18 protein-coding genes are annotated in these 26,721 nt (G+C 37.3%); all 18 read right to left on the reverse strand.

Annotation, left to right across the window (positions count from 1 at the left end):
- Window positions 1–2: 2 nt before the first annotated feature.
- On the reverse strand, window positions 3–1,034 hold the full coding sequence (mobB, locus tag P164_RS06500; protein WP_028375630.1) for a MobB family relaxase: 1,032 nt from the start codon (window positions 1,032–1,034) through the stop codon (window positions 3–5).
- A 40-nt stretch (window positions 1,035–1,074) separates the two neighbouring features.
- Window positions 1,075–1,491, reverse strand: a complete 417-nt coding sequence (locus P164_RS06505; RefSeq protein ID WP_028375631.1) for a BfmA/BtgA family mobilization protein — start codon at window positions 1,489–1,491, stop codon at window positions 1,075–1,077.
- A 456-nt stretch (window positions 1,492–1,947) separates the two neighbouring features.
- Window positions 1,948–2,328, reverse strand: a complete 381-nt coding sequence (locus P164_RS06510) for a DUF6876 family protein (protein ID WP_028375632.1) — start codon at window positions 2,326–2,328, stop codon at window positions 1,948–1,950.
- A 92-nt stretch (window positions 2,329–2,420) separates the two neighbouring features.
- Entirely contained in the window at window positions 2,421–2,759 is a 339-nt protein-coding gene (locus P164_RS06515) for a single-stranded DNA-binding protein (protein ID WP_028375633.1), read from the reverse strand.
- An 18-nt stretch (window positions 2,760–2,777) separates the two neighbouring features.
- A complete protein-coding gene (locus P164_RS06520; RefSeq protein ID WP_125411757.1) occupies window positions 2,778–3,080 on the reverse strand; it encodes a hypothetical protein in 303 nt (100 codons plus the stop codon).
- 1,046 nt (window positions 3,081–4,126) lie between these two features.
- Entirely contained in the window at window positions 4,127–4,777 is a 651-nt protein-coding gene (locus P164_RS18950; protein ID WP_234405826.1) for an SUMF1/EgtB/PvdO family nonheme iron enzyme, read from the reverse strand.
- Between the two features lie 23 nt (window positions 4,778–4,800).
- Complete coding sequence (locus tag P164_RS18955; RefSeq protein WP_234405827.1) at window positions 4,801–5,250, reverse strand: formylglycine-generating enzyme family protein; 450 nt, start codon at window positions 5,248–5,250, stop codon at window positions 4,801–4,803.
- A gap of 65 nt (window positions 5,251–5,315) precedes the next feature.
- The gene (locus P164_RS06530; protein ID WP_051621260.1) at window positions 5,316–6,788 is read right to left on the reverse strand and encodes a sulfatase; all 1,473 of its coding nucleotides are present in this window, start codon (window positions 6,786–6,788) and stop codon (window positions 5,316–5,318) included.
- 10 nt (window positions 6,789–6,798) lie between these two features.
- Window positions 6,799–9,597, reverse strand: coding sequence for a sugar-binding domain-containing protein (locus P164_RS06535; protein WP_081817329.1), 2,799 nt, complete (start codon window positions 9,595–9,597; stop codon window positions 6,799–6,801).
- A 3-nt stretch (window positions 9,598–9,600) separates the two neighbouring features.
- Window positions 9,601–11,124 (reverse strand): sulfatase family protein, encoded by a 1,524-nt coding sequence (locus tag P164_RS06540; RefSeq protein ID WP_117434301.1) that lies wholly within the window; start codon window positions 11,122–11,124, stop codon window positions 9,601–9,603.
- 23 nt (window positions 11,125–11,147) lie between these two features.
- Entirely contained in the window at window positions 11,148–13,142 is a 1,995-nt protein-coding gene (locus P164_RS06545) for a sulfatase (protein ID WP_081817330.1), read from the reverse strand.
- 2 nt (window positions 13,143–13,144) lie between these two features.
- Window positions 13,145–16,456 carry a DUF5107 domain-containing protein gene (locus tag P164_RS06550; RefSeq protein ID WP_028375637.1) on the reverse strand — a complete coding sequence of 1,104 codons (3,312 nt, stop codon included), beginning with the start codon at window positions 16,454–16,456 and terminating at the stop codon, window positions 13,145–13,147.
- Window positions 16,457–16,506: 50 nt separating this feature from the next.
- Window positions 16,507–19,353, reverse strand: a complete 2,847-nt coding sequence (locus P164_RS06555) for a sugar-binding domain-containing protein (protein ID WP_035899388.1) — start codon at window positions 19,351–19,353, stop codon at window positions 16,507–16,509.
- Between the two features lie 10 nt (window positions 19,354–19,363).
- A complete protein-coding gene (locus P164_RS06560) occupies window positions 19,364–20,077 on the reverse strand; it encodes an SGNH/GDSL hydrolase family protein (protein WP_028375639.1) in 714 nt (237 codons plus the stop codon).
- Window positions 20,067–21,476 (reverse strand): sugar porter family MFS transporter, encoded by a 1,410-nt coding sequence (locus tag P164_RS06565; protein WP_028375640.1) that lies wholly within the window; start codon window positions 21,474–21,476, stop codon window positions 20,067–20,069. The genes P164_RS06560 and P164_RS06565 overlap by 11 nt, the downstream gene beginning before the upstream one ends.
- Window positions 21,477–21,494: 18 nt before the next feature.
- On the reverse strand, window positions 21,495–23,120 hold the full coding sequence (locus tag P164_RS06570; protein WP_035899389.1) for a glycoside hydrolase family 30 protein: 1,626 nt from the start codon (window positions 23,118–23,120) through the stop codon (window positions 21,495–21,497).
- Window positions 23,121–23,124: 4 nt separating this feature from the next.
- On the reverse strand, window positions 23,125–24,720 hold the full coding sequence (locus P164_RS06575) for a sulfatase (RefSeq protein ID WP_028375642.1): 1,596 nt from the start codon (window positions 24,718–24,720) through the stop codon (window positions 23,125–23,127).
- A 333-nt stretch (window positions 24,721–25,053) separates the two neighbouring features.
- Window positions 25,054–26,697 (reverse strand): glycoside hydrolase, encoded by a 1,644-nt coding sequence (locus tag P164_RS06580; RefSeq protein ID WP_028375643.1) that lies wholly within the window; start codon window positions 26,695–26,697, stop codon window positions 25,054–25,056.
- Between the last annotated feature and the right edge of the window lie 24 nt (window positions 26,698–26,721).

Raw genomic sequence — 26,721 nt, forward strand, 5'->3', positions numbered from 1 at the left:
ATTTAAATTCCTATTGAACTCGATTTGATGGCCACGTCTACCCCTTGTCGTAACCTTTTAAAAATTCGTAGCGCCAACTGTGCCTGACTTATAGGAATATTAGGAATAACCGGTATTCCCGTTTGATGCATCAATTTGAATGCTAGTGCTTTTTCATTAGCTGGTAATTTCATTAGAGCAGCAAAGTATGCATTCGGATTTTTAATAAACTCCTTTCTGGCTTTGTAGGTTTCGGCAAAATTTCGGTTGTACTCAAAGGATTTATCAAAGGTTTTTTCGGCTGCTTCAAAGAATCTATCACGGTCAAATCCCCTACCCACTTTTATACCATGCATCTCAACTTCAGATGCTTTGTACTTACTTCCCGGCGAAAGGCTCACGGAGTTAGATGCATCCTTTCGGCTTACGATGATGTGAATGTGGCTTTGATTCCCTGCCTTCTGCATTCCCTGAACAATCCGAATACCGTCTTGTTGATGCGGTGCTTCCTTTTCCAGTTTGTCTATTTTTATTTTCAGAAAGTCAATTTTTCCTTGCGCTTCACCGCGTTCTAATTTTCGTACTTCATGCTGTAGCTGAAGTATTTTACTCGCATAAGGTTGATTTTCTCTAACCTGTATATCTGTTCCTTTGAAGCTTCGCTGATGCTCAATTTTTGCGTAGTACTTTATATCATTTACGGTGACTGCCCTGCCATTAATTTCACGGTTAAAAGATTTTACATATTCTTTCATCAACTCACGCGTATACCTTTTCAGGTCGGCTGTGTTGTTTTCCAGTCGTTTCAATTCATACTTAGATGGGCTAACCGTGATGGAATAAAACTTAGGCTCCTTACTTTTAAGCTTAGCCGTATTTCCATCAATTTCTTTGATCACATCTTCGGCAGAAATTTCATCTCCATATTGATTAAAAAAATGTTCTATCTCTTCTAGTTCGAGACCTTGGTTTTCTTTTTCCAAATAGGCAACAAAACCTGCTGAGCTCTTACCGTAAGATTTACCTAATTTCTGAGGTGTAATTGTGATATACATAATGATCCACATTTTAAAATTCAATAACTGAAATTTGCGTTTACTGCTTTGCTCTCCCTTCGTTCATGAATCTTGTAGAGTCGATTTCGCGAAAGCGTACTTCTTTCTTTTCCTTCGAATTTTCCTTTTCTAGAATCAATGGTTTTTTCTTCGGCTCTGCCTCTTTGAAAAGTGTTTCCATCATCGCTACAGTAGGTTTGGTTTGGTTCTTTTCAATATCCTTTAAAATGGCAATTACCCCATTAATTCGTTTTTTAATTACGTGTTCCAAAGTTTGCATTTTAGGTCCGATAGCTTCCGTTGGAGAAATACCATTATCTTCAAAAAACTCAAGCATCAACAATAAGGTCATTGATTGAGATTTAGAAAAGTGATTACAAAAACGCCTGAATTTCTTAACCACTGAAGTCTTGATGCTCAGACTCTCAAAACGTTCTTTTTCATATCCTTTATCCATTTTTCCGTGAAAAATTTGATGTTTTTACTGGGCTTACACGGTTTTTCCGTGAAAAATAATATCGATTTTTAAAAATCTTTCAATCGCAAATACTCAAAACACTGTTTATGAGTAAGTTAAAAACGAAAAGGAATGCTTAACATCGCGTAGCGTGTTACCCTCTTGCTATTCCTTTTCGTCAGCCGCAGGCTGACAAAAATCCATACCATTATAAAAAGATAATGGCCTTTGGTTACGAGTGAAAACAAAGCTGACTTTTTAAGAAGTAGACATTCGATGTATAAAATTATTCGCATTGAAAATTGAGAACTATTGCAGATACTCTAATTAAGAACGCTTTCAAAATGAAAAAGACCCTTGAAATTTCAAAGGTCTTTTAATACGTATACACCGGTTCTAAATGTTGAGAATGAAGTTGCCACCATCAAGATTCTGTAGAGCTTCTCCCTCAAAATTTTAATATTCCCCGGGGAGCATCAACGTATCATCTACAAAAAATAATCGCAGTTCATCAAGCGGAAAATCAGTCGAATAATAGGCTTGTTTAAAAAGTATGTTGTCATTTCCATCACTATAAATTAGTTCTGCTTCTTTAGAATTTAAATGCTGCTCATCTTCAGAAAGCCGTTTAAAATCTATGGTTATAAAATAGCTTTTAGACTGTAAACTTTTTGCCATTATCGATGCATCTGTTACTAGCCAAAAGCAATTAGCCGTCTCTGCTAAATATTTAATACCATCAGTAAATCGTGTTTTAAGCATCGCTATACTATAGAATGTTTCGGTACCACAAAAATTTTGCAGCTGTTCTGTGAGTTGATTACTATCAATTTTCATAACATTACATATTAAGTTATTCTTATCCCTATAAGGAATAATAAGAGGGCGCTACTTCTCACGGGAACGCCCTCTTTTAATTTGTTTTTGTCCTAAGATTTAGAACCCATTAGAAGAATTTCACTGGCTTCCACTTCCGTCACATATCTTTTGACCCCTTCATTATCTTCATAATTCCGAGTTTTCAATTTTCCGACAACGGCGATCTCTTTGCCCTTACCTGTATAATTCTCAATGATTTCTGCAGTCTTACCCCAGGCTACTATTGAATGCCACTCGGTAGTCTGAACTCTTTCGCCATTTTCTTTCTTGTAATACTCATTGGTAGCTAGGGATAAGCGGGCTTCTTTTTTACCGCTTTCGAGGTTCGTAATGGTTGGTTCCTGACCAACGTTTCCAATTAACTGTACGTGATTTCTTAAAGTACTCATGATAAAAATATTTAGATATTAATTAAAAATGCTGCCTGATCCTTTCAGACAGTTTTCTTTTAGTTCAAAGGATTTACTTATTATATCCAGAGCGTTTTCCTGTTTTTGTTTTTTTAACTTTTGTGTCGCTTCTTTTTTATGGATACGGTATGATTTCATAAGATTCATTTTAGATTTACTTCCCATAGTGCCTTCGCTGTTACCTTTTTTGTTGCTTAGTGTTGTACAATATTTAGATTTGGAAAGGCGTATAAAAAGTGAAGTGAAACGGGAGCGGTTTATGCCGCCGTCCAAAAATGAATGTTGTTGTTTTGCCTTCAAAAAAGTGTAAAAATGCAGAGGTTCAATAAGTAATTCTAAAGGCTTTTGGAAAATGCGTTATTCAAAGAAGGGGCATAAATCGTAAAATTAAAATCAGATAAAGCGGACTTGACTTGAAAGGTGTAGTTTGAAATGGAGTTTGACCGCGTCCTAATTTTTATTAGGATATAGCAGTCAAGTGAAATGAAAAACGGAAGCTTTGAAGTTGTGTCCAAGACCTGAGTAGGAAAGCTTTTTTCCCCGTAATGAAGCTTTTGCGAAATGTAGTGGGAATGTGCTGACCGGGTTACGATAGAGGATTATTTTTGTTTAGAAGAATTTAAAGCGGACTTGACTTTAAAGTTGTAGTTTGAAATAGAGTTTGGCCGCTTCTCAATTTTTATTGGGATTAAGCGGACAAGCGAAATGGAAAATGGAAACTTTGAAGTTGTGTCCAAGACCTGCCTAGGGAAGCTCTTTTCCTGTAATGGAGCTTTCGCGAAATGCAGTGGAAATGTGCTGACCGGGTTACAATAGAGAATTATTTTAGATTAGCAGAATTTAAAGCGGACTTAAACACAAAGATGTAGCTTGAAATGGAGTTTGGCCGCTTCCCAAATTTTTATTGAGATAAAGCGGTTAAGCGAAATGGAAAATGGAAGCTTTGAAGTTGTGTTCAATACCTGCCTAGGGAAGCTCTTTTCCTGTAATGGAGCTTTCGCGAAATGCAGTGGAAATGTGCTGACCGGGTTATGATCGAGGATCATTTTCGTTTAGAAGAATTTAAAGCGGACTTAAATACAAAGATGTAGCTTGAAATGGAGTTTGGCCGCTTCCCAAATTTTTATTGAGATAAAGCGGTTAAGCGAAATGGAAAACGGAAGCTTTGAAGTTGTGTTCAAGACCTGCCTAGGGAAGCTCTTTTCCTGTAATGGAGCTTTCGCGAAATGCAGTGGAAATGTGCTGATCCGTTTTATGTTACTTGAATTATTATATAATCCTACAATTAAATAATAGTAAATAAAGCACTTGAATTCACCTGTAACAAATTATTACGAATTTAAATATTATTCAAGCATATCTACGGTAGCAACAGTTCTAAAACCGGTATGGTCTGATGAAGAATCTAGACTTTGTCCCATTCGGGCTGAAATGCGGTAACTTGCGCAGTATGAAGCGTCACATAAAAAGGAACCTCCTTTAATTACTTTTTCCTGCTGGAAAGGGTTTTCTGGATTATACGACTCTAATGGTCCCTGAGGGTTTCTAATTTCACCGCTGCCCGCAATATCTTGATAGTATTTTACAGAAAAGTAATCCTGAGTAAGTTCCCACACGTTACCCGCCATATCGTAAATACCTAATGAGTTTGAATCAAAAGAAGCTACAGGAGCAATATAAGCAAAACCGTCTTCAACTAAATTTTTATTAGGAAAATCTCCTTGCCAGGTATTGGCCTTTTTTGTTAATTCTGCACTATCTTCTCCCCAGGTATAAACTCCACCATTTAATTTACCGTGTGCCGCTGCTTCCCATTGCGTTTCTGTAGGAAGTTTGCGGTTTGCCCACTTACAATAGGCTAAGGCGTCTTTGTATGAGATGTGTACTACAGGGTAATTATCTTTACCTTCAATAGTGCTTTCCGGGCCTTGAGGGTGTTGCCAGTTTGCACCGGTTTTCCACTCCCACCATTGCGCGTAATTACGCAGATCGGCCACATTTTCTACATTTCGGTTAAAAATTAACGAGCCCGGCTGCAGAATGCTGTCTGCCGGTTTTTGAGTTCCTGGGGCAGATCTTTTTTCATCTCCTCCCAGTCTATAGGTTGCTCTGCAACGGTACGATATCCTGTAGCTGCAACAAACTTTTTAAATTGGGCATTAGTAACTTCGGTTTTATCTATAAAAAAACCATCAACAGCTACAGGATGAGCTGGTTTCTCACGGGGCAGAGCTGCCTCATCACCGTTTGATGCTCCCTGTGTAAAATGAACCCCAGAAACCCAGACCATTCCGTCAGGAACTGTAAGGCTTTCTGGTTGCTCTACAAGTAGTTCTTTGATATCTGGCTGTTTAATTACCTCTGCTTGTTGATTTTTTGTCGATTTATTTTCTGAATGTTCTCCACAAGAGATTAAAAACGCTATTGCTCCTAAACTTAACACTACGGCGTATCCGCTTTTTTTAATCAAACTCAATTTCAAAATCATATATTAAATTGCCTTTTTCAAATTTAATTCAAAAATAAGGGAGTTTCCTATTTATCTAATTTTTCAGGCCTTTTTACAGGATATGATGCATTTATTTTTTCTAAATGCTGAAACAATTCATACTTGAGTTCTTTTACTAACTGTGGGTTTGCTTTAGCTATGTTGTTTTTTTCACCGATATCTTTTTTAAGATTATACAATTCATCCTCATTACTTTCATAAAAATGAATAAGCTTAAAATCTCCTTTTCTAATCGCTGATCCTGGTTTTCCTTTCTGTGGACTGTAATGCGGATAATGCCAAAAAATACTTTCTCTAGCTACCGTATTATTAGAAAGCAACGGCTTTAAACTTACCCCTTCAAGATTTTGATTTTTAGGTTTTTCTAGATTTGCAATATCGAGTAACGTAGGGTAAAAATCATAGCTAATCACAGGTTCTGCAACAACACTGCCTTTGTGATTTGAGGTTAATGGATCATATCGAATAATAAGTGGTTCTCTAATACCACCTTCATATAGAAAACCTTTACCGCCTCTAAGTGGTAAATTAGAAGTTACACCATAACCAGGGCTAGACAGGCCGCCATTATCTGAGAAAAATACGATAGCAGTTTCTTTAGTTAAATTTAATTCGTCTAACTTATCCTGTACCATACCCACAACAGAATCCATAGCCCAGATCATAGCAGCATATGTCGGGTCACTTTGATTTGTTCTGCTCTCTACACCTTCATCTAATTTATAGGTACCTTTTTTTGACAACTTTAATTGGTCGCGTCTCTTTTCAAAGCGGGCAACTAAATCTTTAGGCGCTTCAATGGGTGTATGTACATTATACATAGATAAAAATAAAAAGAAAGGATCTTTCTCTTTAGCACTTTGTTCTATAAAAGATACCGCCTCATTTCCTAATCTATACGGCAAATACTCCCCATCAGGACCATCAGAAATTCTTGGGTTGTTATACGGTGCAAAAAAACTACCGGGGTTACCTCGTGACCATCCCGCTATATTATCATCAAAACCTTGTTTTTCAGGCCAAAACTCTTCGGTTTCTCCCAGGTGCCATTTTCCAATAAACTGCGTAGTATAGCCTTGCTGTTGAAAAGCTTCTGCCATAGTTATTTCTTCTAATGGTAAATGATCTCCCACACCGGGTTGTATCAAAGCTTGATTAGTTCTTTTCTCATACAACTGAGCACCTATCCAGTTACTAATATTAACAGAAACATCTGCAGGATCTTTACCACTCATAATACTAGCTCGTGTAGGACTACATACAGGGTTTGCAGCATATGCATCTGTAAAACGTAATCCATTTGATGCCAGCTCATCTACCCGTGGTGTCTGATAAAAGGTGCTTCCCTGCACTCCCAGATCCATCCAACCTAAATCATCTACCAGAATAAACACAACATTAGGCTTAAATTCATCTATTTTTAATTGTGCCTTTAATTGAATACTAGAGCATACTAGTAATGCAAAAAGGACACTATGTTTTACAACTTTGAAATTCATAACTATTCTTTTATTTTTTAAAACGATTAAGGTCTTGAGTGGTCAATTTATTTTGTGGCTTAAAGTTATCTGAAGCCATATAATTTAATAAGCTTGATCGCAATTGTCGCGCTGCAGGTCTGTTTTTTAAGTCTGAAGAAAGATCTATAGATGAGAACATTAATTTTCCTGCTCCAACCTGAGCTTCAAACAAGTTTCCTAAATCACGATTTGATACAAAATTATCTATGACACGTACGATAGGCTTCACATTAAGATCGTCTAAGACTACAGATTTAGAGTTTATACATAAATCCCACCATTGCCATTGGGTATGACGTGCTGTAGGAAAGTCTGATAATGCTTCACTATCTGCATCTACTAATAATCCCATTGTTCCCGGCTGATTAGGAAAATGCACAGGACTCCAAAATACCGGTACAAAACGCCCTTTTACACCTTCTAAGTCTGCCACATCAGGATTAAAAAATACCGTTTTGCCAGCATTAAGTAATTTAATAGCTTCATCAAAAGATTGAGTTGTATTAATATTTTTACTTACCTCAGCGTATTGTGTAGGGTATACCCATACAGACCAGCTGTTGACAAATTGAGTTCCTTCAAGGCTTAATTCTAACGTCCAGACATCTGCTTTATTAACCTTAACTTTAGTTTCTAGAACCCCTAAATTCACATTATTCCCTATGGAAAGATTTAGGTTTTCAATAGATTTTTCTGCAACGACTTTACCCTTACTATCTTTTAGTGTAGCCTGTAATTTTTGATTTTTAAGTTCTTTATAAAAATTAGCTACTTCTAGCTGAGCTTCAAAAGATTCTCCATTTTCATAAATCGCTTTTTCAAAGCGCACTAAAGGGACTAGTTCACTGTTAAACCTTTTAAATTCTTCACCGGTAATTATTCCTTTAGACTCCCAGAAAGCATTTAGCAAGCCTACTAGTGCAGTACCCTGCCCTGGGAAATCCTGCAATTGTAACAATTGAAAACCGTCAAAACTAGGTGTTTTTAAAGCGCGCTCTATCTCTTCTTTGTAAAGCATCGCAGCCAGTTTGCCCGAAGCCTGTGTAAAATCTGAAGCAAGATCTATAAGCCCTTTCTGTTCTAAATCATTTTTAACCGCTATAAAGTTCAGAGGTGCCAGTACACCGGTATATTTCTCGATCTCACTTAAATCTGGGTAAACAGAATATTGACCAATCTCATGTGCAACAAGAGGTACTTCTATGTGTGCACTGTTTGCAGTAAAATCTTTATTAAAATTAGGAGCTATATCGTTAAATACACCTTGCCCGCGTATCCAGCCTTTATCTGTCCACTGTGCAATAAAAAACTCATCTTCTGGTTCAGGACGTGTACCTGCCGGTTTCTGAAATGAAAAACTTGTAGTAGCATATAAATGTCTCGTATCTATTTGCTTAAGATCATTTACCATTTTGTTTAATACCGAAAAATCACCTTCTAACTCATTACCCATAGAAAAGAACAAGAATGAAGGGTGGTGCCCATAGTCTTTTATAATTTTAGCCGCTTCTTGCTCTAAAAATGCAGTTGTAGCAGCATCTTCTCCCACTTTTAAACTCCAGTGCGGCAACTCTACCTGTAAGTACATTCCTGCTTTATCACCTGCTATAAAGGCTGCTTCTGGCGGACACCAACTGTGAAAACGTATGTGATTTAACCCATAATTTTTTGCTTGCTCAAACAAGGTAGCCCATTCTTCTACCTGCATAGGCGGATATCCTGTAAGTGGAAAAATAACACACTCTAAGTTTCCACGTAAAAATATTCTGTGGTCATTTAATTGTAATTGCGCATCTTCTATTGCTACCGTTCTGTAACCAAAATCCTGAGTAATTTGTTCTTTTTCAGTTTTTAAAACCGCCTTATACATCACAGGGTTAAACTCATCCCAGTGTTCTAAGGTTTCTGGTTTTTTGATCGTGATATTAACAAGATTACCGTTTCTTTTTGAATCGCTTATTTCTTGCGAAAAAAGTACACTTCCGTCAGCTTTTAAAATTTCTAAACTTAAGTTTAGAAGATTATTTTGAGTCGTCTCAAAATCAAAATCAAGCATTTCATTTTTTGTATCTGAATACACCTGAAGATTAGCGATCGTTGCTTTATCTGAAGCGGTTAATGAAATATCTCCTAGAATACCATTCCATTTTATCTGTGTATGATTTGTATAAGCGTGTGCCATCTCCTGATTAACTTCAATAGGATAGCGATCACCCGTCACATTAATTTTTGGGTAAAAATCTGAGTTGTCTATGATCACGGTAAGAGTATGACTTCCCGGTGTTAGATAAGAAGTTAAATCATAGTCGTGCGATCCTATAAGACTCTGTCTGCTTTCTACTTTTTTATCATCAATAAATACAGTTGATTGCCATAACACACGTTCAAGTGTTAGCTCAATTTCTTTACCGTCCCAGTTTTTAGGTATATTTATCTCACGCTGATACCAGGCTTTACCTATATATTGATGTTTACGAGCCAGACTAGATAATACATAATTATTTAGTGCAGGTGTAAGCGTATCTGCGGTACCTATACTGGCATCATCAAGTGTTCCCGGTAATTGTATATCCTGGCCTTCTAAGCTGTTTGAAAACCACTGCTGCTGCTCACCAGTATTAAGAGAATCTAATTTAACCTGCCATGTACCCGACAAATCTATTCTGTTTTGAGTTAGCGAGTTCTCATCAGTTGCGTTAATAGTTTCAGCTTGATGTTTACAAGAGTTAGCTATTAAGAGTATACAGAATACCCAGTAATTTTTTAGTATTTTTTTTAATAGGGACATTGCTTATTTATTTTTTAAAATTTTACTTAATCTGTTTTCCATCTCTTTCACAATCTCGGGATGAGCTTCACTTAAATTTTTAGTTTCTCCTGGGTCTAACTTTAAATTATAAAGCTGAGGCACTGTACTAAAGCCGGGATCTACATATTTTAAACGTATCCATTGCGGTATAGTCGCATCTTTCTTAGGTTGTATGTACTTAAAATCTCCTTTGCGTAATGCATAGGTATAACCTTCCTCAAGCATAAAGGTGCGTGCTTTACTAGATTTACCTATCCAGGCGTTCCAGTGATTTTCACTATCTGGCGCTTCATTCTTTTTAAGTTTTTGATGTGTTAGCGCTGCAAAACTTGCATACAAGTCTACTTGTGACAACAAAGCGTTTGATGTGCCAGGCTTAACTTTTGCCGGCCAGTGTAAAATGGTAGGCATACGCGTTCCAGCTTCAAATACCGAATATTTAGAACCTTTATATGCTCCTCCGGGTTTATGTTCTCCTACAAGTTCACGAGCATAATCTACATACCCATCGTCCAGAATGGGACCGTTGTCACTGGTAAATATGATTATTGTGTTATTAAGAAGACCAGATTTCTCAAGCTTATCAACTATTGCGCCCACACTCCAATCCATCTGCGCGATGACATCTCCACGAGGGCCCATTGTACTAGACTCTATAAACTTTACGTTAGCTACACGCGGTTGATGAATATCATGAAACGAATAAAACAGAAAAAAAGGCTGTTCTTTATTATCTTCAATGAAAGCAGTTGCTTTATCATTCAATACAAAAGGAATTTCTTCATCTACCCATAAAGCATCAGTCCCTCCTTTCATATTACCTATTCTACTAATGCCATTTGTAATTGCGCTCAAGTGATAGTTATCTGTATATTGTTTTAAAAGTTCAGGGTGTTCACGTCCTGTAGGATACCCACCTTCAATAGCCTTACCATATCGTACAGTAATGGGATCTTTAGGGTCTAGATTAGCCACATATTGATTTTCTAGAAAAACCGTAGGCACACGATCACCCGTAGCTGGTATTAAAAAACTATAATCAAAGCCTACTTCTGCCGGTCCTGGCGATACACGGGTGTTCCAATCTACATTGCCATTGCCCAGACCTAGATGCCATTTTCCTACTACTCCTGTTTTATAGCCTGCATCTTTAAGCATACCCGGTAGCGTACGTATCGTAGTATCTATTAACAAAGGCGCATCACCTTCAAGAATTTCTGCTTCTTTTCTAAACGCATAACTCCCAGTTAGCAGCGAATAGCGCGAAGGTGTACAGGTAGCAGCGGCACTATGTGCATCTGTAAAGTTTATACCATTTTCTGCAAGCTTATCTATATTAGGTGTTTTAACTCCTATTGCCCCATTAACACCAATATCACCATAGCCTAAGTCGTCTATGTAGATTAAAACAATGTTTGGTTTATCTGCTGATGTTTGCGAATATAAAGTCGCAGAGCTCATTGCTAAAAAAGACAGTATAATGATATGTATTAGATTCTTTACCATTCTCATTTAATTTTATCTTCTACTTAATTTATAGCTTCTTCAAGATTTAAAAAATCTAAACAAGCTGCTTTAACCTTATAGGGTGCATCAGTATTATTTAATAGCGTCACATCCCTTAAGAATGGTGATCTATTTTTAATATAGAGTAGGTAATTAATTGCCATCAGACTTGTTTCTGCATTTTTAACACTAATCGCATTTTTTAAGATTTCTAATGCGTCATTGTTGTTTTCTCTATCATAAAGGGCGGCTGCTAGTGTTATTTGAGCGGGTTTGTAAGTTTCATTCAGCTTGCTTTTAATCTGTATTAATGTTTTTCTGCTTAATGAATTACGCTCACTATAAAGACCCAATGCTGCCCAATAGCGCACGAATTTATTCTTGTGATCTAAACCTTCCATTTTATTCTGAATACTTTGCTCATCAGCAGAACCTACATTCAACGCCATATTTAAAATTTCAGAAATCGGATAATAGGCTCTATGGCTTTTTTCTGTATATGCAGAACCAGTATCAAAATCGCGATTAAGCTCATACTCCGGCATAAAATTTACATCTCTTCGCTCCTTAATATTTTCAATTAATGCCTTACGCATTTTTCTAACAATAGAATCATACTGTGTATTAGTTGCTAGGTTCTTAATTTCCCAGGTATCATTCTTCAAATCGTAAAGTGTTTCTAAAGGACGTCTGTTAAAAATTGACTTTTGAGTTTCGTTTAGCTTATTATCTTTAAAATCTTCACGCATATGTGCTGTTATCTCACCTTGCTCGATATAGTGTATATACTTCAATTCTGGATAGAAAGGCATAAAGTTGCGAGAATACATGTAGCGACCATCAGTAACAGAACGTACTAAATCTGGCCCGTTATCTGCCCGATCTGAAGCTAAAAACAGATATTCTGGGGCTTTCTCAGGCTCACCTCCTAGAAAGTTTCTACCCTTTAAATATTCTGGTTTTGATACATTTGCAAGTTTTAAAACTGTAGGAGCGAGATCTTCAAAACTCACTAATTCTTCAGTCACAACCCCTGTTTTTCCATTAGGCGCGAGATGTTTATAACGTTCGGGAAACCATACGACGAAAGGCACCCGGTATCCCAGACCTATACCGTTTGTCTTCATTCGTGGCATTCCTTCGCCGTGGTCTGCAAAAATAAAGATGATGGTATTTTCCATAAATCCTTCAGATTGAAGTCTCTCAAGAAGTTTTCCCATTTTAATATCTGTTAGCTTGAGCGAATTGTAAACCCGAGCCATTTGCTTACGCATATTGGGACTGTCTCTATAAAAAGGAGGCATAGCAAATGCGGTGTCACTTATATGATGCATTTTATGCAGCGAAGTAAAATCTATTTTACCTTCAGAAAATTGAGGTATTGCTTGTTGTGAATGTTCAGCGGCATCGTCTAATTTATTGTTTGCATTTTTAACCGCAACCGGAAGATAATTAAGTACATTTTGCTCATACCACTCATAACTCATAGACATTGTACGTGACTGGTGCGAATCTGCAATATTAAATACCGCGAAAAAAGGCTTACTTTCCTCTTTGTTCCACCACCCTGCGGTGTTAGAACTTTCATTCCATGTCTCTGCAATAAAGTCTTTTTCATTTTTAACATTATAGTCGGTCTTGCTGTTATTAGTCACGTAATACCCCGCATCTTTCAAGTATTTGGGAAATCCTTTTATAAAATCTGGTATCGCATAATTGCTACGGTGATTACCTGTACCCAGCTCATAGGTAGGCACTCCTGTAATTATGGAAGTGCGACTGGGAGAACAAACTGTATTTGTCGAAAAAGCATTTGTGTAACGCACCCCTTGCGATGCCATCCTATCAAAAACCGGAGTTTCTGCATCAGAATTATCATAACTACCCATAAATTGCGGTGAAGTGTCTTCAAAAGTTATCCATAAAATATTAGGACGCTCTTGAGCAAAATAGGGTAAACAAACCCCGCAAAGCAGGGTTGTTAGCATACCAGTTATATACTGTTTTAAATGCATCATTTTTATTTGATACTTAATTCAGAATTAGAAATCATCAAATGATGTAACTGCGCGGGCAGGTGGTATAAATCCTGATTTAAAACTGCAGTTAGGGCTTTTTCGGCAGCTGCTAAATTATCTAAACCTAAAGCGCCTAAACCTATAAGATAGTCACAGTGAATACGGTTACGCACTTGCAAATTTTCTTCCCAGATCAATAAATCGGGTAATGAGATTGCAAAATAATCAAGCTTAACAGCATCTTCTTTATGTGCCTCTCCATAATTTTTTAGGTTTTCAAAACGCTTTTCGGCTTCGGCCTGCTCCCCTAATTTTAGTAAAGCGAGACCCTGATAAAATATTTTATCTGGCTGCTGATCGTTGTAAAATATCGCCGGGCTAGGGTCACTTAGTCCTTCAGACGCTTTTTGCCACGCTTCTTTTGCAGATTGTGTTTTGCCTAATTGCTCATAGGCACAACCTAGCCAATAAAATATATCATTTTCCTGTGAGCCAAAGAGTTTGCCTTCTCCTAAATTGTGAGGGTATTCCTGAGCGGCTTCCAGATGAATTATTGCATCCTCTGCCTTGTCATTACTTAAAAGTTTTTTTGCTAATTCTACGTGAGTATTTATGTGCTGAAAAGGAACTTTCCCCTCACCACCTTCCCACGGGTGAAACTGTCGTGATTCTATCAATTCTAAAGCTTTCTCGTGATCACCTTTAAAGTTATATAAAGCAATACGCTCTAAATACAAATCATCTCGAGATTGCGTTAAGCTTAAGTTTTGCTCTAAAAGTTCTAAACGCTCTTCTACGGAAACATTTATTTTTTTGTACAACTGATCCAGCTCCATCAACAAACGTGCGTCTGTAGGATCTAGTTTAAATGCCTGTTCTAGATGCTTACGTGCTAAATCTTTTTGATTAGTTTTATTGTAATACAATAAAGAAAGGTTACGGTGACAAATAGCATTGTTCTCATCAAGTCTTATTGACGCTTCCCAGCAATTTTGCGCCTCTTTGTATTGACGAGAAGCATACCAGAAATTACCCAAATAATAAGAAGCTTTAGCATCTGTAGAATCAAAGTCAAAAGCCGCCTGCAATGCAATTACCTCTTCTAAACGGTTTGGAAAACAGTAATCTTGCGACAGATCCTGAGCCTTTTTAAACCATTCTGAAGCATTAGTGTTATCTTCTTTTTGCTGATAGAAATATCCTATAAAATAACCCACTAGCGGATACACTTGCTCTCCCTGAGCTATCTCTTTAAGCAATGCAATTGCCTCTTCATATTGTCCTGCCTGTGCATAATCGAGTGCAAACTCTATATAATTATGCTGGTAGCCTCGCAATAATTCTTTAAGTGTTACTAAATCTTCTTGATCACCGGTTAGCAGAAAGCGCTCATAACGTACTCCAAAATTAAAACGGTCTATCTGAAGTGAATCTTCTATAAGCTGAAGTGCCTCATCTTTGTTTCCTGTTTTTCTTAAGATAATCGCCTTTAAATGTCTTGCCTTGTGATTGTGCCAGTTACTTATTAAAGCCTTATCTACTAACTCTAATGCCTTATCAAAATCTGCTCGTTCACAATCTATTTGTGCGAGATTAAAATAGCCGGCAGCTTGCCAGGCAGCATTCCAACAGGATTTGAAAAAAGCGGCGTATGCCTCATCTTTTCTACCTAGATAGTTGAGAACAACACCCTTATTAAAATAAGGTTCCCCGTTATAGGGATTGGGGTTCCTATTTGTAAGTGTTTCTATAGCAGAATTAAAATATGCAAGCGCCTCTTCAAATTTACCATGCTTCATCTTCCACAACCCCATAGCGTTATTACAGCGTACATCACCGGGAGCGCGCTCTAAAGCTTCAAGATAATAAGCCGTCGCATCAAAGGTTGCGTGACGGTATTGCTCAAGATGCAACCCATTTAAAAATAATTGCTCTACTGTATCTATGTCCTGAGGTTCTTTTGCCGCCTTTGCCGCTTCAGGAATTTCATCTACGCTATCATCACCGGGCGACCAGCTTACCAGCACTTTACCGTTAGCATTAGTAAGCGTTGCTTTTAAATCTTTATAGTCTGCAGTTGCCGTATCTATTAAGGTATCAAAACCGGTTGCAGGATCAAGGTCAAGCGTTTCTTCAAGATAAACATAGTCTGCAGCGGTTAAAGTTACTTTTGCATTCTCATAGATACCCGTAACATAAATTTTTAATCTTGCCTTTCCATTTTCTATTTCCAAATTAAGTAAGGCTTCTTTAGTAGCATTTTTTACCACACCTACGTTGTAATACGGCATAAAATACTGCTTAAAACTTTTCTCTTCATACGGATGCATCCACGAGAAATCTGGCTGATTGTCTGTGTAAACGCCACACATAAGCTCAATATACGGTCCGTCTTCATCTGTTAAGTTACGATCCCAGGCCTGACCAAAATCACCATTACCCCACGTCCACTGTTTTTTACCCGGCGACACATTATGGTCTGCTACGTGTAATAATCCGCCTTTACTATCATTCTCATAGCCGCCTACAAAATCGTATTTTGAAGTAATTGCCATATAAGATGTAGGTACAGGAATATTCTTGTATCTAGATATATCGGTGCCCGGTGCGTAATCTACTTTGTAATATTCTCCTTTTGCGATAGGAAATTCAGACACATCACGCTTACCGTGATCAAAAACCGCGTTTACATCTGGAGGAAAAACAGACTGATACTCATCATTAACAGCTACTGCAGGATTTGCCCACCATAAAAACGTTTGCGGGTGAGGTGTACGGTTATATAACTGTGCTTTTATTTCTAGATAAGCTTTATCAGGGTGTAGTGTAAAACCTGCCATACCCTTTGTGCGGAACATACGCTCGAGTTCACTAACCCAAACAGTTATGCTTCCATCTTTATTTTCTTCAATATAGGAATCTGTAGGATCATATGTACTAGGTCTGTGGTGTTGCGGCCAGTTGAATTCTATACCACCAGAAATCCACGGACCGGTTAATCCTACCAGTGCAGGTTTTATAACATGATTGTAATACACAAAATCACGCTGACGTATTTTATCATAAGCACGCTGTATTCTTCCTCCTAGAGCTGGGAGAATCATTAGCTGAATGTAGTCATTTTCTATAAAAATAACATCCCATTCTTTGTCTACTTTCTCGTCACTTATCTGCTCAATTACCGGGTGCGGATACACAGAACCCGTACTGGCCTGATACACTCGCTTTTCTAAAAATACAGGATATTTTTCTGGTGTTCCTACTTCATACGTAGGGATTACTACGGTTTCTCTCCAAGCTTTAACTTTACTCATTGTTCTATTTCTTAGGTCCTTTAAAAGAAAGGTTTGTTTTACTTTATATTTTAATTAGTGGCGTATAACCCTTTTATAAGTTGCATATCTAACTCTTGAGCAGGATTAAATTGATTACTACTCATGTATTTTTTTAAACTATACAGCAGTTGCTGCGCTTCTATACGCTTGTCAATACCTGTGTGTAGATCTATTCCAGAAATCAGAAGTTTCCCTTTACCTACGCGAGTCTCAAATAATAACCCCAGACTTCGGTTTTCAAACCAGTCGTCAATTACCCGCACTATAGGTTTTAAGTCTGTACTAAACTCATCAAGAATTATAGCGTTGCTGTGAGACATTGCGTCCCACCATTGCCAGTTAGAATGGTATTGTGTTGGAAAATCTGCTAATGCAGGATGATTGGGGTCACATAAAATTCCTAATGTATGGGGCTTTTGACCATTTGTCCACGAGGTATTCCAGAAAATACTGGAGAAACCTATGCCAATATCGCCACCTTTATCTGCGGCAACAGCACCTTTTTTAGTACTTAATAAAACAGACCCACCTTGTTTTAGAAATGCAATTGTAGCAGCATCTAATTGTGTTACAACTCGCGGTTCATTATTAATTTCTTTATTTTTTGCAGGATATACCCAAACATCCCAGCTATTCTCAAATTCGCCAACCGCTACACTTAGCGTTAATTGTTGTGCAGCCTTTATACTATTTAGCGGAAGTGAAATTTTGCCCAGAGCGATACCGTTGCCTATCTCAAAATCACCTTGCGGAAAGGTCCCACTTGACACTTGATCTCCAGACTTATTGATCAGTTTCCAGGCAGGTGTTACACCTTTAAGTGGCTTCGCACCGTAATGCGCCAGTTCTATAGAAGCATTTAAAGTATCTGTATTTAAGAATGTGCGTTGTTTTAATCGAGCCAGCGGGACAGTCTCACCACTAAAGGCTTTAAATTCTGCCGGGCTCACATACCCTTTTTCTTCCCAGAATGCGTCTAACACCCCTATTAAAGCGGTTCCCTGACCAGGAAAATCATGTAAATCTAATAGTTGAAATCCTGCAAAACCTTTTGTACGTAATGCAGCTTCAATATCTGCTTTGTAGCATAGTGTTTGTAGTTTGCCTGATGCGAGCATTAAACTATCTGCAAGATGACCTAAATGATTGTTTTCTAAGGTCTCTTTAAAAATTTCTAAATTCTTAGGTTTTAAAACCCCTGTATATTTTGAAATTTCGTTGAAATTAGGGTATACACACCATTGCCCTATTTCGTGACTTACCACCGGCATAGGTGTATTATCTATAATACTTTGAAAGTCAAATAGCGTCTGTGGTTCTTCTGCATTGATAATGCTGTTTAAGTTTTGATTCCATTGCTGAATACGTGGCTTTGGGGTATTAAAGTAATCTGCATTATCAATTAATGGCCATCCCGCAGCACTTGTGTACATCTTAGTACTATCTAGGGCTTTAAAGTGAGTTACATAATCTATTAAATACTGCTTGTGATTTTTACCACTAGGCTCATTACCATAAGCCATCATTACAAAAGATGGGTGGTTTCCATAAGCTTCTAATATGGCTTCTCCTTCTTTATAAAGCCATTTATCTACAGGAGCGCCATCTCCTATTGTAGCCCAGGCAGAAGCTTCTACCTGTAAGTAAACTCCCATCTCATCTGCAGCGTCAAATGCAGCTTCTGGGGGACACCACGAGTGAAAACGCATATGATTAAGACCGTGATTTTTTATAGTGGTAAATATTGATTTCCAAGAATCAATTTCTGTAGGTGGATACCCCGTTAACGGAAAAATAGAGCACTCTAAAGTGCCTCTCAAGAAAACCGGACGATCGTTAATAACAAAATGCTTATCTGAGGCTTTAAACTCCCGCATTCCAAATTTTTCTGTTGTAAAATGCACACCCGCATCTGAATCTAATGTCAAGTTGAGCTCATACAGATTAGTATCAAACTCATCCCACAATGCAGGATTATCACCCATTGTATAGTCAAAACTCAATTCATTATCCCCAGATTTTAATTCTAAATCTTCTGTCAAGCTTTTTACTGTTGCAACATGTTGATTTGTTCCTTTAGCTTCAAGCTTTATTTGCGCAGTATTTACTGTACCGGTAGTGTTTTCTATTGTAAGTTTTATTAGCGCCTTTTTATTATTTACATCGGGAACAATTTTTATACTTTTAATAAAGACTTTGGGTGTAGCTGTAAGACTTAATTCACCCACAAGACCATTCCAGTTAGATTGGGTATTGTCTGATATGCTGTGTGCGTCTAGCCCAACATTTATATCACGCACACGATTATCCATCCTTACTGTTAGTATATGCTCTCCTGGCTTAAGATCTTTAAGAAGGTAGCGATGTGCAGTACCTAATGTATTTTCTGATCCTATTTTTTGATCATCAACCCAGACTGTAGATTCCCAGTGGGCACGCTCAATATTAAACGTTACCACCTGATCTTTCCAGTTTTCTGGTATTGTAATTGTTTTCTGATACCAGGCAGCACCGTAATATTTTTTTTCAGGCTGCAGCCAAAAGGAAACTTTTATATTATCATCTTTTCGGTATTTCTCGTACTTAGGGCTTTTGTACCACAAGCTGTCATTCCATAAATTACCAGTCCACTTAGTTTCTAAATCTACATCATACCCCTTACCATTTTCTACCATAGATCCAGGAAGCTGTACCGTTTCCTCTAAGGCTTCAGTATACCATTTTTTATCTTCTCCCTGATCTAGTGAGTCTATTTGAAATTTCCAATCTCCCGAAAGATCTATACTCACTTCTTGAGACTGCTCACAGCTCAAGCCAAGTGTTAACACACTTAGAATACAAATGCTAAACCCGATATGTTTAAAAGTTTTTATCATTTCTTATGGTTTATTGTTTGAAGTTGAAATGGGTATCAAAAATTAATTGAGAAACGAGCTGATGTCCTTTTTGATTGATGTGATTGTTTTGAGACATAAACCCTTCTAAATCTGTTTTAACCGCGAGATTTTTAAAAAGTGCATAGCTGTCAACCAATCCTATTTTATATTTAGCAGCTAATTCACGTATCTGTGCACTATGCATAGCAAGCTGTGTATCTTCTGAAGTAATATCTTCTCGTAAATCTGGAGTAGGTGTAAGCAGAATTAATTTAATATCCTGTTCTAAAATCTGCTTTATCATCAATTCCCACGCAACCTTAGCGCGTTCTAACCCTATTCCTCTATCGTTAAGTGCATAGTCTATGAAAATAACGTCTGGCTTGTGCGTAAATACATCCTGCATACGCTTAGCTCCTTGCTCTGCCTGCTCACCACCTATCGAAGTAGTTATGGTATTTATAACAGAATAGGGATAATGATCATTAACCGCCTTTAAAGTCTGTAAAGGATAGGAATGCATACGATCTAACACTCCTTTTGTGGTATATCCTGTAGGTACAGAATGCCCGTGAAATACAAGATTAATAGTTCGATTATTAGGCCATTTGACCTTAAGTTCTTGTTTTAAAGAATCTAGATAATCTGGGCCTGCAACTTGAGCTTTACAACTTAGAGTAAATGTGATTGCAAGCAGAATTAAAAAATGTATTTTATTTTTCATCGGTTCTATTTGTAAGTTCAAATTCAATTTCTTCAAGACTTTTCCCTTTAGTTTCGGGTAATTTGCTTTTTATAAACAAATACCCTAGAATACAAATACCACTATACACCCAGAACGTACCATAAGAACCTAAAAGATCATTTAAGATAGGAAAGGTGAAGGTTAGAATAAATGAAGCTATCCATAGTGAGAATGTAGCAATAGACATAGCAACTCCTCTTAATCGATTAGGAAAAATCTCTGATAACACTACCCAGGTTATAGGCGCAAGAGACATAGAATATATAGCGATAGCTACAATCACTAAGATTAAAACCGGTAAGCCTTTAAACTCAAAATAATACGCTCCTCCTAATAATGCATATACAAGAGCAAGACCAATAGAACCAAAAATCATTAATTTTCTGCGACCCCAGCTGTCAACCGTACGCATTGCAACAAAAGTAAATATGAGGTTTACGCTTCCTGTAATAATGATATTAAAAAGCATATCTCCTACACTATAACCAGCAGCGGTAAATATCTCTTCGGCATAGTTAAATATGATATTAATACCGCACCATTGCTGAAAAAATGCCAATACAATACCTATAGTTAAAATGGGAAGTACTTTTTTGCTTCGTAACTCAGATAGCTTAATTTTTTGCTTACCTCCTTCTTTAAGAGTAAGCTTCATATTTTCTAATTCGCTGTTAGCATAACGTGATCCACCTATACGCTTAAGCACATCTAAGGCAGCACTGTCTTCATTAATTTTAGCTAAGAATCGCGGACTCTTAGGTACTAAAAACATAAGTATAAAGAATAAACCTGCTGGGATTAATTCTGCCCAGAACATCCATCTCCATCCTGTTTGCCCGTTCCAGGAAGCCAGCATTTGATCATCATTAAGACCATCAGGTATTGTATCTGCAATAAGAAAGTTTGCTATTTGTGCAGCAAGAATACCTATTACAATCGTTAGTTGATTGATGGCTACAAACTGCCCTCTGTATTTTGCAGGTGCTATCTCTGCAATATACATAGGCGATAAAGTAGAGGCTAAACCAATACCTAACCCTCCAATAAGTCTGTACACTATAAACGGTGTAAAATCATCAACATAACCCGTACCAAAAGCAGAAAGCGTAAATAGAGCTGCAGCTAAAATAAGCGGAATTTTACGACCATACTTATCTGCCACCAATCCTGAAATTACCGCTCCAAAAATACAACCTACCAGTGCGCTACTCATAGCCCACCCTTGTAAAGAAGGCATTTCATTTATACTAAAATAGAGCTCATAAAAAGGTTTTGCCCCACCTATAACTACCCAATCATAACCAAAAAGAAATCCCCCCATTGCAGATACAAGCGCAAGGAAAAGCAAGTATTTAAAATTGAATTTTGTGTTTTGCATTTAAATGATTTTAATAAATTATAAATTGGTATTTGTAAGCGTTGTAATACTTCTCGCTGCTAGTGTAACGTGATTACTCGATAGTGTACGATGTTCCAGATTTTTGTCTTCTGAAGTTTCATAAGCGTGCAAAAATTTAGTATCTGAAGTATTAATCTTTATTTGCTGATCTGCGTCTGCATAATTAATTAATACAACAACCTGATCACCGGTATCTGGATTCTTATATGCGGAAATCATTAAATCCTGATATTGATCTTCAAGACTTTTAGAATTATTATAGCTCGCCGCTATCCGCTGAAAACCCGGACGAATAAATCTGGAGTAATTTCCTAAGGCCCACAATAATTTTGAATCGTGAAATTCACCGTCGGTTTTAAGAGCGGTTTTATTGTACATATCCTCAGGGTTACCGGTATCTAAATAGATTAACCCATCTTTAAAATCTGCAATTGTTATAGCCGTCCACCATTGCCAGGATTTTGCATTAGCTAAAGTGAGATCTGCGTGAATAACACGAGCGACATACAATGCTGTTGCTATACCTAAATCACGATTTTGACCACCACCTATATCTTTTGAATCTTCAAGTATACAAAACTCACTTTGCCAGTAATCAATGTTATTTTGTATAAGTTCTTGATTAAGCTTTTGCCGTATCTGTATTAAATCCTGAACCGGCCAGGTGGTAAAATAACTATGTCCTGAAACGGTAGGTATTACATTACTCAAATCTTTTATATATGTGTCTATTTTTCTAGAAGTATCAGCATAAAACTCTTTAATCTGCTCTGATCTCTCGGGTTTATTATGTTCTGAGTATAGAAAACGTAAATCTGCTGCTTCGGCTAAAACTAGTTTAGCACCTAACTTTTTCTCTTCAATACCTGCATTCAATAACCGGGTAAGTTGTGCTATATTGTTATTTGTGGCCGGCGTACCCTCTTGTGTAGGCTTCTCCCAATCCCACTGCGGTTCATTAATGGGGCTCAAATAATCAAACGGAAGACCTTCTGCCTCAAAATGTTTCAAAACCTCAACCATAAAGCTGGCATAAGCTTCATAAAAAATAGGCTTAAGATTCATTTGGCCGTTTTTTGTAGCTGCATAGCCTTTCTGATTAAATGACCAGAACGTAGGTGCCGCAATAGAAAATGCCAAATATTTTTCTACTCCTGCATCTTTCGCTTTGCGTAAAAACCATTGTTGCCCTGCTTGCTTGGACCAATCGTAGTTTCCTGCTGCATCAATAAAAGACTCTCCACGACGCCATTCGTTTTTAATGTCTGAATCATCACCCTGCTCTGTAGTGCCTGCACTTATATAGAAGCGCCATAGTGACAATCCTATACCCTTTGGATTACCATTAGCATCAAGCTCCTGACTAAAAAGCCAATCTGCCATTTGCTGTTTTTTTGCTGTAGGCCAATTTGCTCCTACAAACTGACAGCGCCATGCATCTGAAGCTCCAAAACCATCAATGACTTGAAATTTTTTATTAGCGTCAACTTCAAGCTCTAGTACCTGAGCTTTTACAGGTATTGAGAAAAGTAAGATAAAGGCCATTAGAAGTAAGCAATTCAACACCATCTTAATTTGGCACAGTAGCTTTGCTTCTTTGTATAGGAACTTTTGATTTCGCATAAATCTAGTCTTTAGTTACTTTACTGTCCCACCAGGTTGCGTTAGGCTCATAATCTTTTGAAAGCATATTTTTACGCTCAGCTTCTAATCTGGGCAATAATCTATTTTTACGATCTTGATAAAGTTGTTTGGCTTTAGCAGCATCAAATTTTGGGTTTGCTATTGGTTTGTTTGCTCCTACTTCATCCAGATATTTTAAAAGCTCTTCTTGAAGTTGAGCAGTAAGCTCAACGTTTGCACTAGCAATATCATTTTGCTCAGATGGGTCACTTGATAGATTGTACAACTCACTTCTATTATTTTCCCAGTAGTAAATTAATTTGTAATCACCTTTTCTTATCATCGAGGAAGGTTCTCCTCCCTGATTACCATAATGCGGATAATGCCAAAATAAAGGACGCTCACTAAGTTTTTCTCCAGCAAACAAGGGCTTCAAACTAACGCCGTCTTTAGATTGATTTGATTTTTGAGGAAGTCCTGCTAAATCTAGCAAAGTAGGATAGAAATCTGCTCCTGTAACCGGATAGTCTATTTCTTTGGGTGCCGCTTTTACATAAGGAACTTTAATGAAATAGGGCTCACGAATACCACCCTCCCATTGATATCCTTTACCACCACGAAGAGGTAAATTAGAAGTAGAAAATGCATCTCCTGAAGCTACACCTCCATTATCTGAAGTAAAAACAATTATCGTATTATCTGCAATCCCTAGTTCTTCAAGTTTATCTAAAACAATCCCTACAGCTTTATCCATTTGCTCAACAAGTCCTGCATAAACAGGGTTATCTTGTTTAGTTCTAATAGGTAAAATGCGCTCCATCTCAAAACCTGCATCAGCTATACCTTGTTCTTCTGCCTTATCTCTGTATTTACTCCAAGCCTCTTCACTGGTTTGTATGGGACCGTGAACCGCATAGAATGATAACATCGCAAAAAATGGTGCTCCATCTTGCTTCTCAATAAATTGGTTAGTTTCTTTTGCCAGACGCATTGATAAATTCTCACCTGCTTCTTTATTAGGTAATTTTGGGTTTACCCAGGGAGAAAAATAACCACCCTTAGGACTTCCTACTTCCCAGCCACCTATATTTATGTCATACCCATTGTTTTCTGGAGTTGAAGGTGTGTCCCCCAGATGCCATTTGCCCGCAAAAAATGTGATGTAGCCATTTTCTTTAAATGCCTCAGGCAATGTGATTGCGTTAGCGTCTAGTTTATGGTTATAAGATGCCGGCATAATTTTATTATTGCCTTTCCAGTCTGTGCCAGATGCAGCTCCAATCCAATCTGTAACCCCATGACGTGCGGTAGATTGACCAGTCATTATACTCGCTCTAGAGGGACTGCAAACCTGACTGGCAGCATATCCTTGAGTAAATATGGTACCTTCTTTTGCTATACGATCTATATTAGGAGTCTCATAATAATTACTTCCGCTAACACTTAAGTCATGTACACCTAAATCATCAGCCAGAATAAATACTATATTAGGTCTTACTGGATTCTCATCTGCAATTACATTTTTCTCTTGTTTTGAGCCACACGAAATCATGCCTAAAAAAAGAATTAGTGAAACTGTCAACATACCAGACTTTACCATACTATTATATTTTGAAAGTTTAAAAACCAACTGCATTGTTCTTTCTCAAATTTATTCTATCTGTAGGGTGTTTAAAATGGACTTATCAATTCAAAAAATGGATAATTTTACGAAATGGTTTTATAATTCGTTCAATTCTTCACAAAAAGGCTCTTAAACCCCTTTTTACTTAATGTTTCAAGTTTAAATTTAAGTGTTCTATTCCTACTGCATTTGATAACGACAGCAGTAGTGGCTATAAAAAAACGTTTGAAATTTTAGTAAACCGTAAAATTTTACAAAAAAAAAGATCTCTAGAGAGAGATCTTATAAATAACTAAAATTTCAAAAGAATTAATTAAGTGGAGCACGCAAGGTAACAATAGATTTTGCGGGTATTGTTATCTCTTCTGCATTAGTAGTTGATTTTCTTAAATTAGCTGTTGCGGAGGTTGTGTACATTTCAAAAGTATCACCTACAACTGAAAACCTTTCTGCATATCCATCTAAAGCCAGATTTCTGGTATCCTCTGTAGCGTTTATCAATACCAAAACTATCTCTTTAGTTGTTGGATTTGTAAATCCAGATATCATAAAATTTTCTATTGAGGCTACATCATTTGTGTAATCGGGATCTACAATAGCAAAACGAACCATACCCGGTTTTACAAATCTGCTGTAATTACCTAGTGCCCATAATAGTTTATTTTCCCGTAACGTACCATCTGTATTTGATGGTCCATCTACATTAGGAGTATACAATATTAAATTAAAACGATTAGGGTGATCTCCAAATTGAGATTGATTAAAAGCTGTCCAGAAGCTCCAACCAGTCGCATTTCCATAAACCAAATCAGTGTGAATAATACGGGCAAGCCAAAGAGCATAATCTATATCCTCTAAAGTATTTACATCCCTATTTTGCTGATAGGCAGCGCCAAGTAAACTATACTCTGTTTGCCAGTAATCAAGATTTTGAGGATTACTTTGTAATTTAGAATTTAGTGTTTTACGCTGTCGAAGTGATTCTTCAGTGGTGTTGTTACTAAAATAACTGTGACCGGCGACATGCTGGGAAAGGTTATTAAGATCACCAATATAGTTTGCACTAGATTCCTCCCAAAATTCTTCAATTTGATTTTCGGTATTAGTAGTCCCTTCAAAGAGATATTTTAATTGTGCAGCTTCCGGTATCATAATTTTAGCATTCACACCTTTCTCTGTAAATACTTCATCCATAATACGTGTAACTGCTGCAACTTCTGCATTAGTCGCTCGTGTACCTGATTGTGAAGCCTCACCTATCACAGCATTCCATTCATATTGTGATTCATTAAATGCACAAATAGTTACAAAATTTAAACCTGCTTCCTCGTAGTGATTCATAACGGTTGCTAAAAAATTTGAATAGGCTTTATAATTGCTTTCAGGAGCATTAAATGTGGCCACATCACTAGTGCTAAACGTATAGCCGTTTTTTGTCATAAAATATGGAGGCGTGGTTGCCCAGGCTGAAAATTTATTAACTCCATATTCCCGCGCTTTAGCCAAAAACCATTGCTCTCCTTCTTGCTTTGACCAATCGTAAGTACCATCTGGACTCAGAAAGCATTCTGTCTCTCTAAACCAGGAATTAGATCGAAAACCACTATTAGATTGATCTGCAGCACCATCACCAATAACGGTTCTCCATAAGCTAAGGCCTATGCCTTCAGGGTTACCCTGAGCATCATTTTGATTACTAAATAATAATTTAGCAGCAGCTTCTCGCTTTGCATCGGGCCATTTACCTACCCATTGATCTTGAAAACCTCCTGAGGCTCCAAAATGATCTATTGTTTGAAAAGTACTTTCAAGATTTATAGAAACGCCTTGAAATTCTGCATCAAATTTGGGATCATTAGGATCTGTAAAATTGTCTTTATCACAGCCTCCCATTATAATGATTATAAGAGAAACGCTTACAATTAGAAAAACTTTACTTGCTAGTTTAATCATTATATACTTTTAGATGAGAGAGAT

Source organism: Leeuwenhoekiella sp. MAR_2009_132, assembly GCF_000687915.1.
Taxonomy (GTDB): Bacteria; Bacteroidota; Bacteroidia; order Flavobacteriales; family Flavobacteriaceae; genus Leeuwenhoekiella.

What these genes read in the sequence shown, in the direction of transcription:
- mobB (WP_028375630.1), bottom strand. Translation starts at nt 1,034, where the DNA reads ATGTATATCACAATTACACCTCAGAAATTAGGTAAATCTTACGGTAAG.
- P164_RS06505 (WP_028375631.1), bottom strand. Translation starts at nt 1,491, where the DNA reads ATGGATAAAGGATATGAAAAAGAACGTTTTGAGAGTCTGAGCATCAAG.
- P164_RS06510 (WP_028375632.1), bottom strand. Translation starts at nt 2,328, where the DNA reads ATGAAAATTGATAGTAATCAACTCACAGAACAGCTGCAAAATTTTTGT.
- P164_RS06515 (WP_028375633.1), bottom strand. Translation starts at nt 2,759, where the DNA reads ATGAGTACTTTAAGAAATCACGTACAGTTAATTGGAAACGTTGGTCAG.
- P164_RS06530 (WP_051621260.1), bottom strand. Translation starts at nt 6,788, where the DNA reads ATGAATTTCAAAGTTGTAAAACATAGTGTCCTTTTTGCATTACTAGTA.
- P164_RS06535 (WP_081817329.1), bottom strand. Translation starts at nt 9,597, where the DNA reads ATGTCCCTATTAAAAAAAATACTAAAAAATTACTGGGTATTCTGTATA.
- P164_RS06540 (WP_117434301.1), bottom strand. Translation starts at nt 11,124, where the DNA reads ATGGTAAAGAATCTAATACATATCATTATACTGTCTTTTTTAGCAATG.
- P164_RS06545 (WP_081817330.1), bottom strand. Translation starts at nt 13,142, where the DNA reads ATGATGCATTTAAAACAGTATATAACTGGTATGCTAACAACCCTGCTT.
- P164_RS06550 (WP_028375637.1), bottom strand. Translation starts at nt 16,456, where the DNA reads ATGAGTAAAGTTAAAGCTTGGAGAGAAACCGTAGTAATCCCTACGTAT.
- P164_RS06555 (WP_035899388.1), bottom strand. Translation starts at nt 19,353, where the DNA reads ATGATAAAAACTTTTAAACATATCGGGTTTAGCATTTGTATTCTAAGT.
- P164_RS06560 (WP_028375639.1), bottom strand. Translation starts at nt 20,077, where the DNA reads ATGAAAAATAAAATACATTTTTTAATTCTGCTTGCAATCACATTTACT.
- P164_RS06565 (WP_028375640.1), bottom strand. Translation starts at nt 21,476, where the DNA reads ATGCAAAACACAAAATTCAATTTTAAATACTTGCTTTTCCTTGCGCTT.
- P164_RS06570 (WP_035899389.1), bottom strand. Translation starts at nt 23,120, where the DNA reads ATGCGAAATCAAAAGTTCCTATACAAAGAAGCAAAGCTACTGTGCCAA.
- P164_RS06575 (WP_028375642.1), bottom strand. Translation starts at nt 24,720, where the DNA reads ATGGTAAAGTCTGGTATGTTGACAGTTTCACTAATTCTTTTTTTAGGC.
- P164_RS06580 (WP_028375643.1), bottom strand. Translation starts at nt 26,697, where the DNA reads ATGATTAAACTAGCAAGTAAAGTTTTTCTAATTGTAAGCGTTTCTCTT.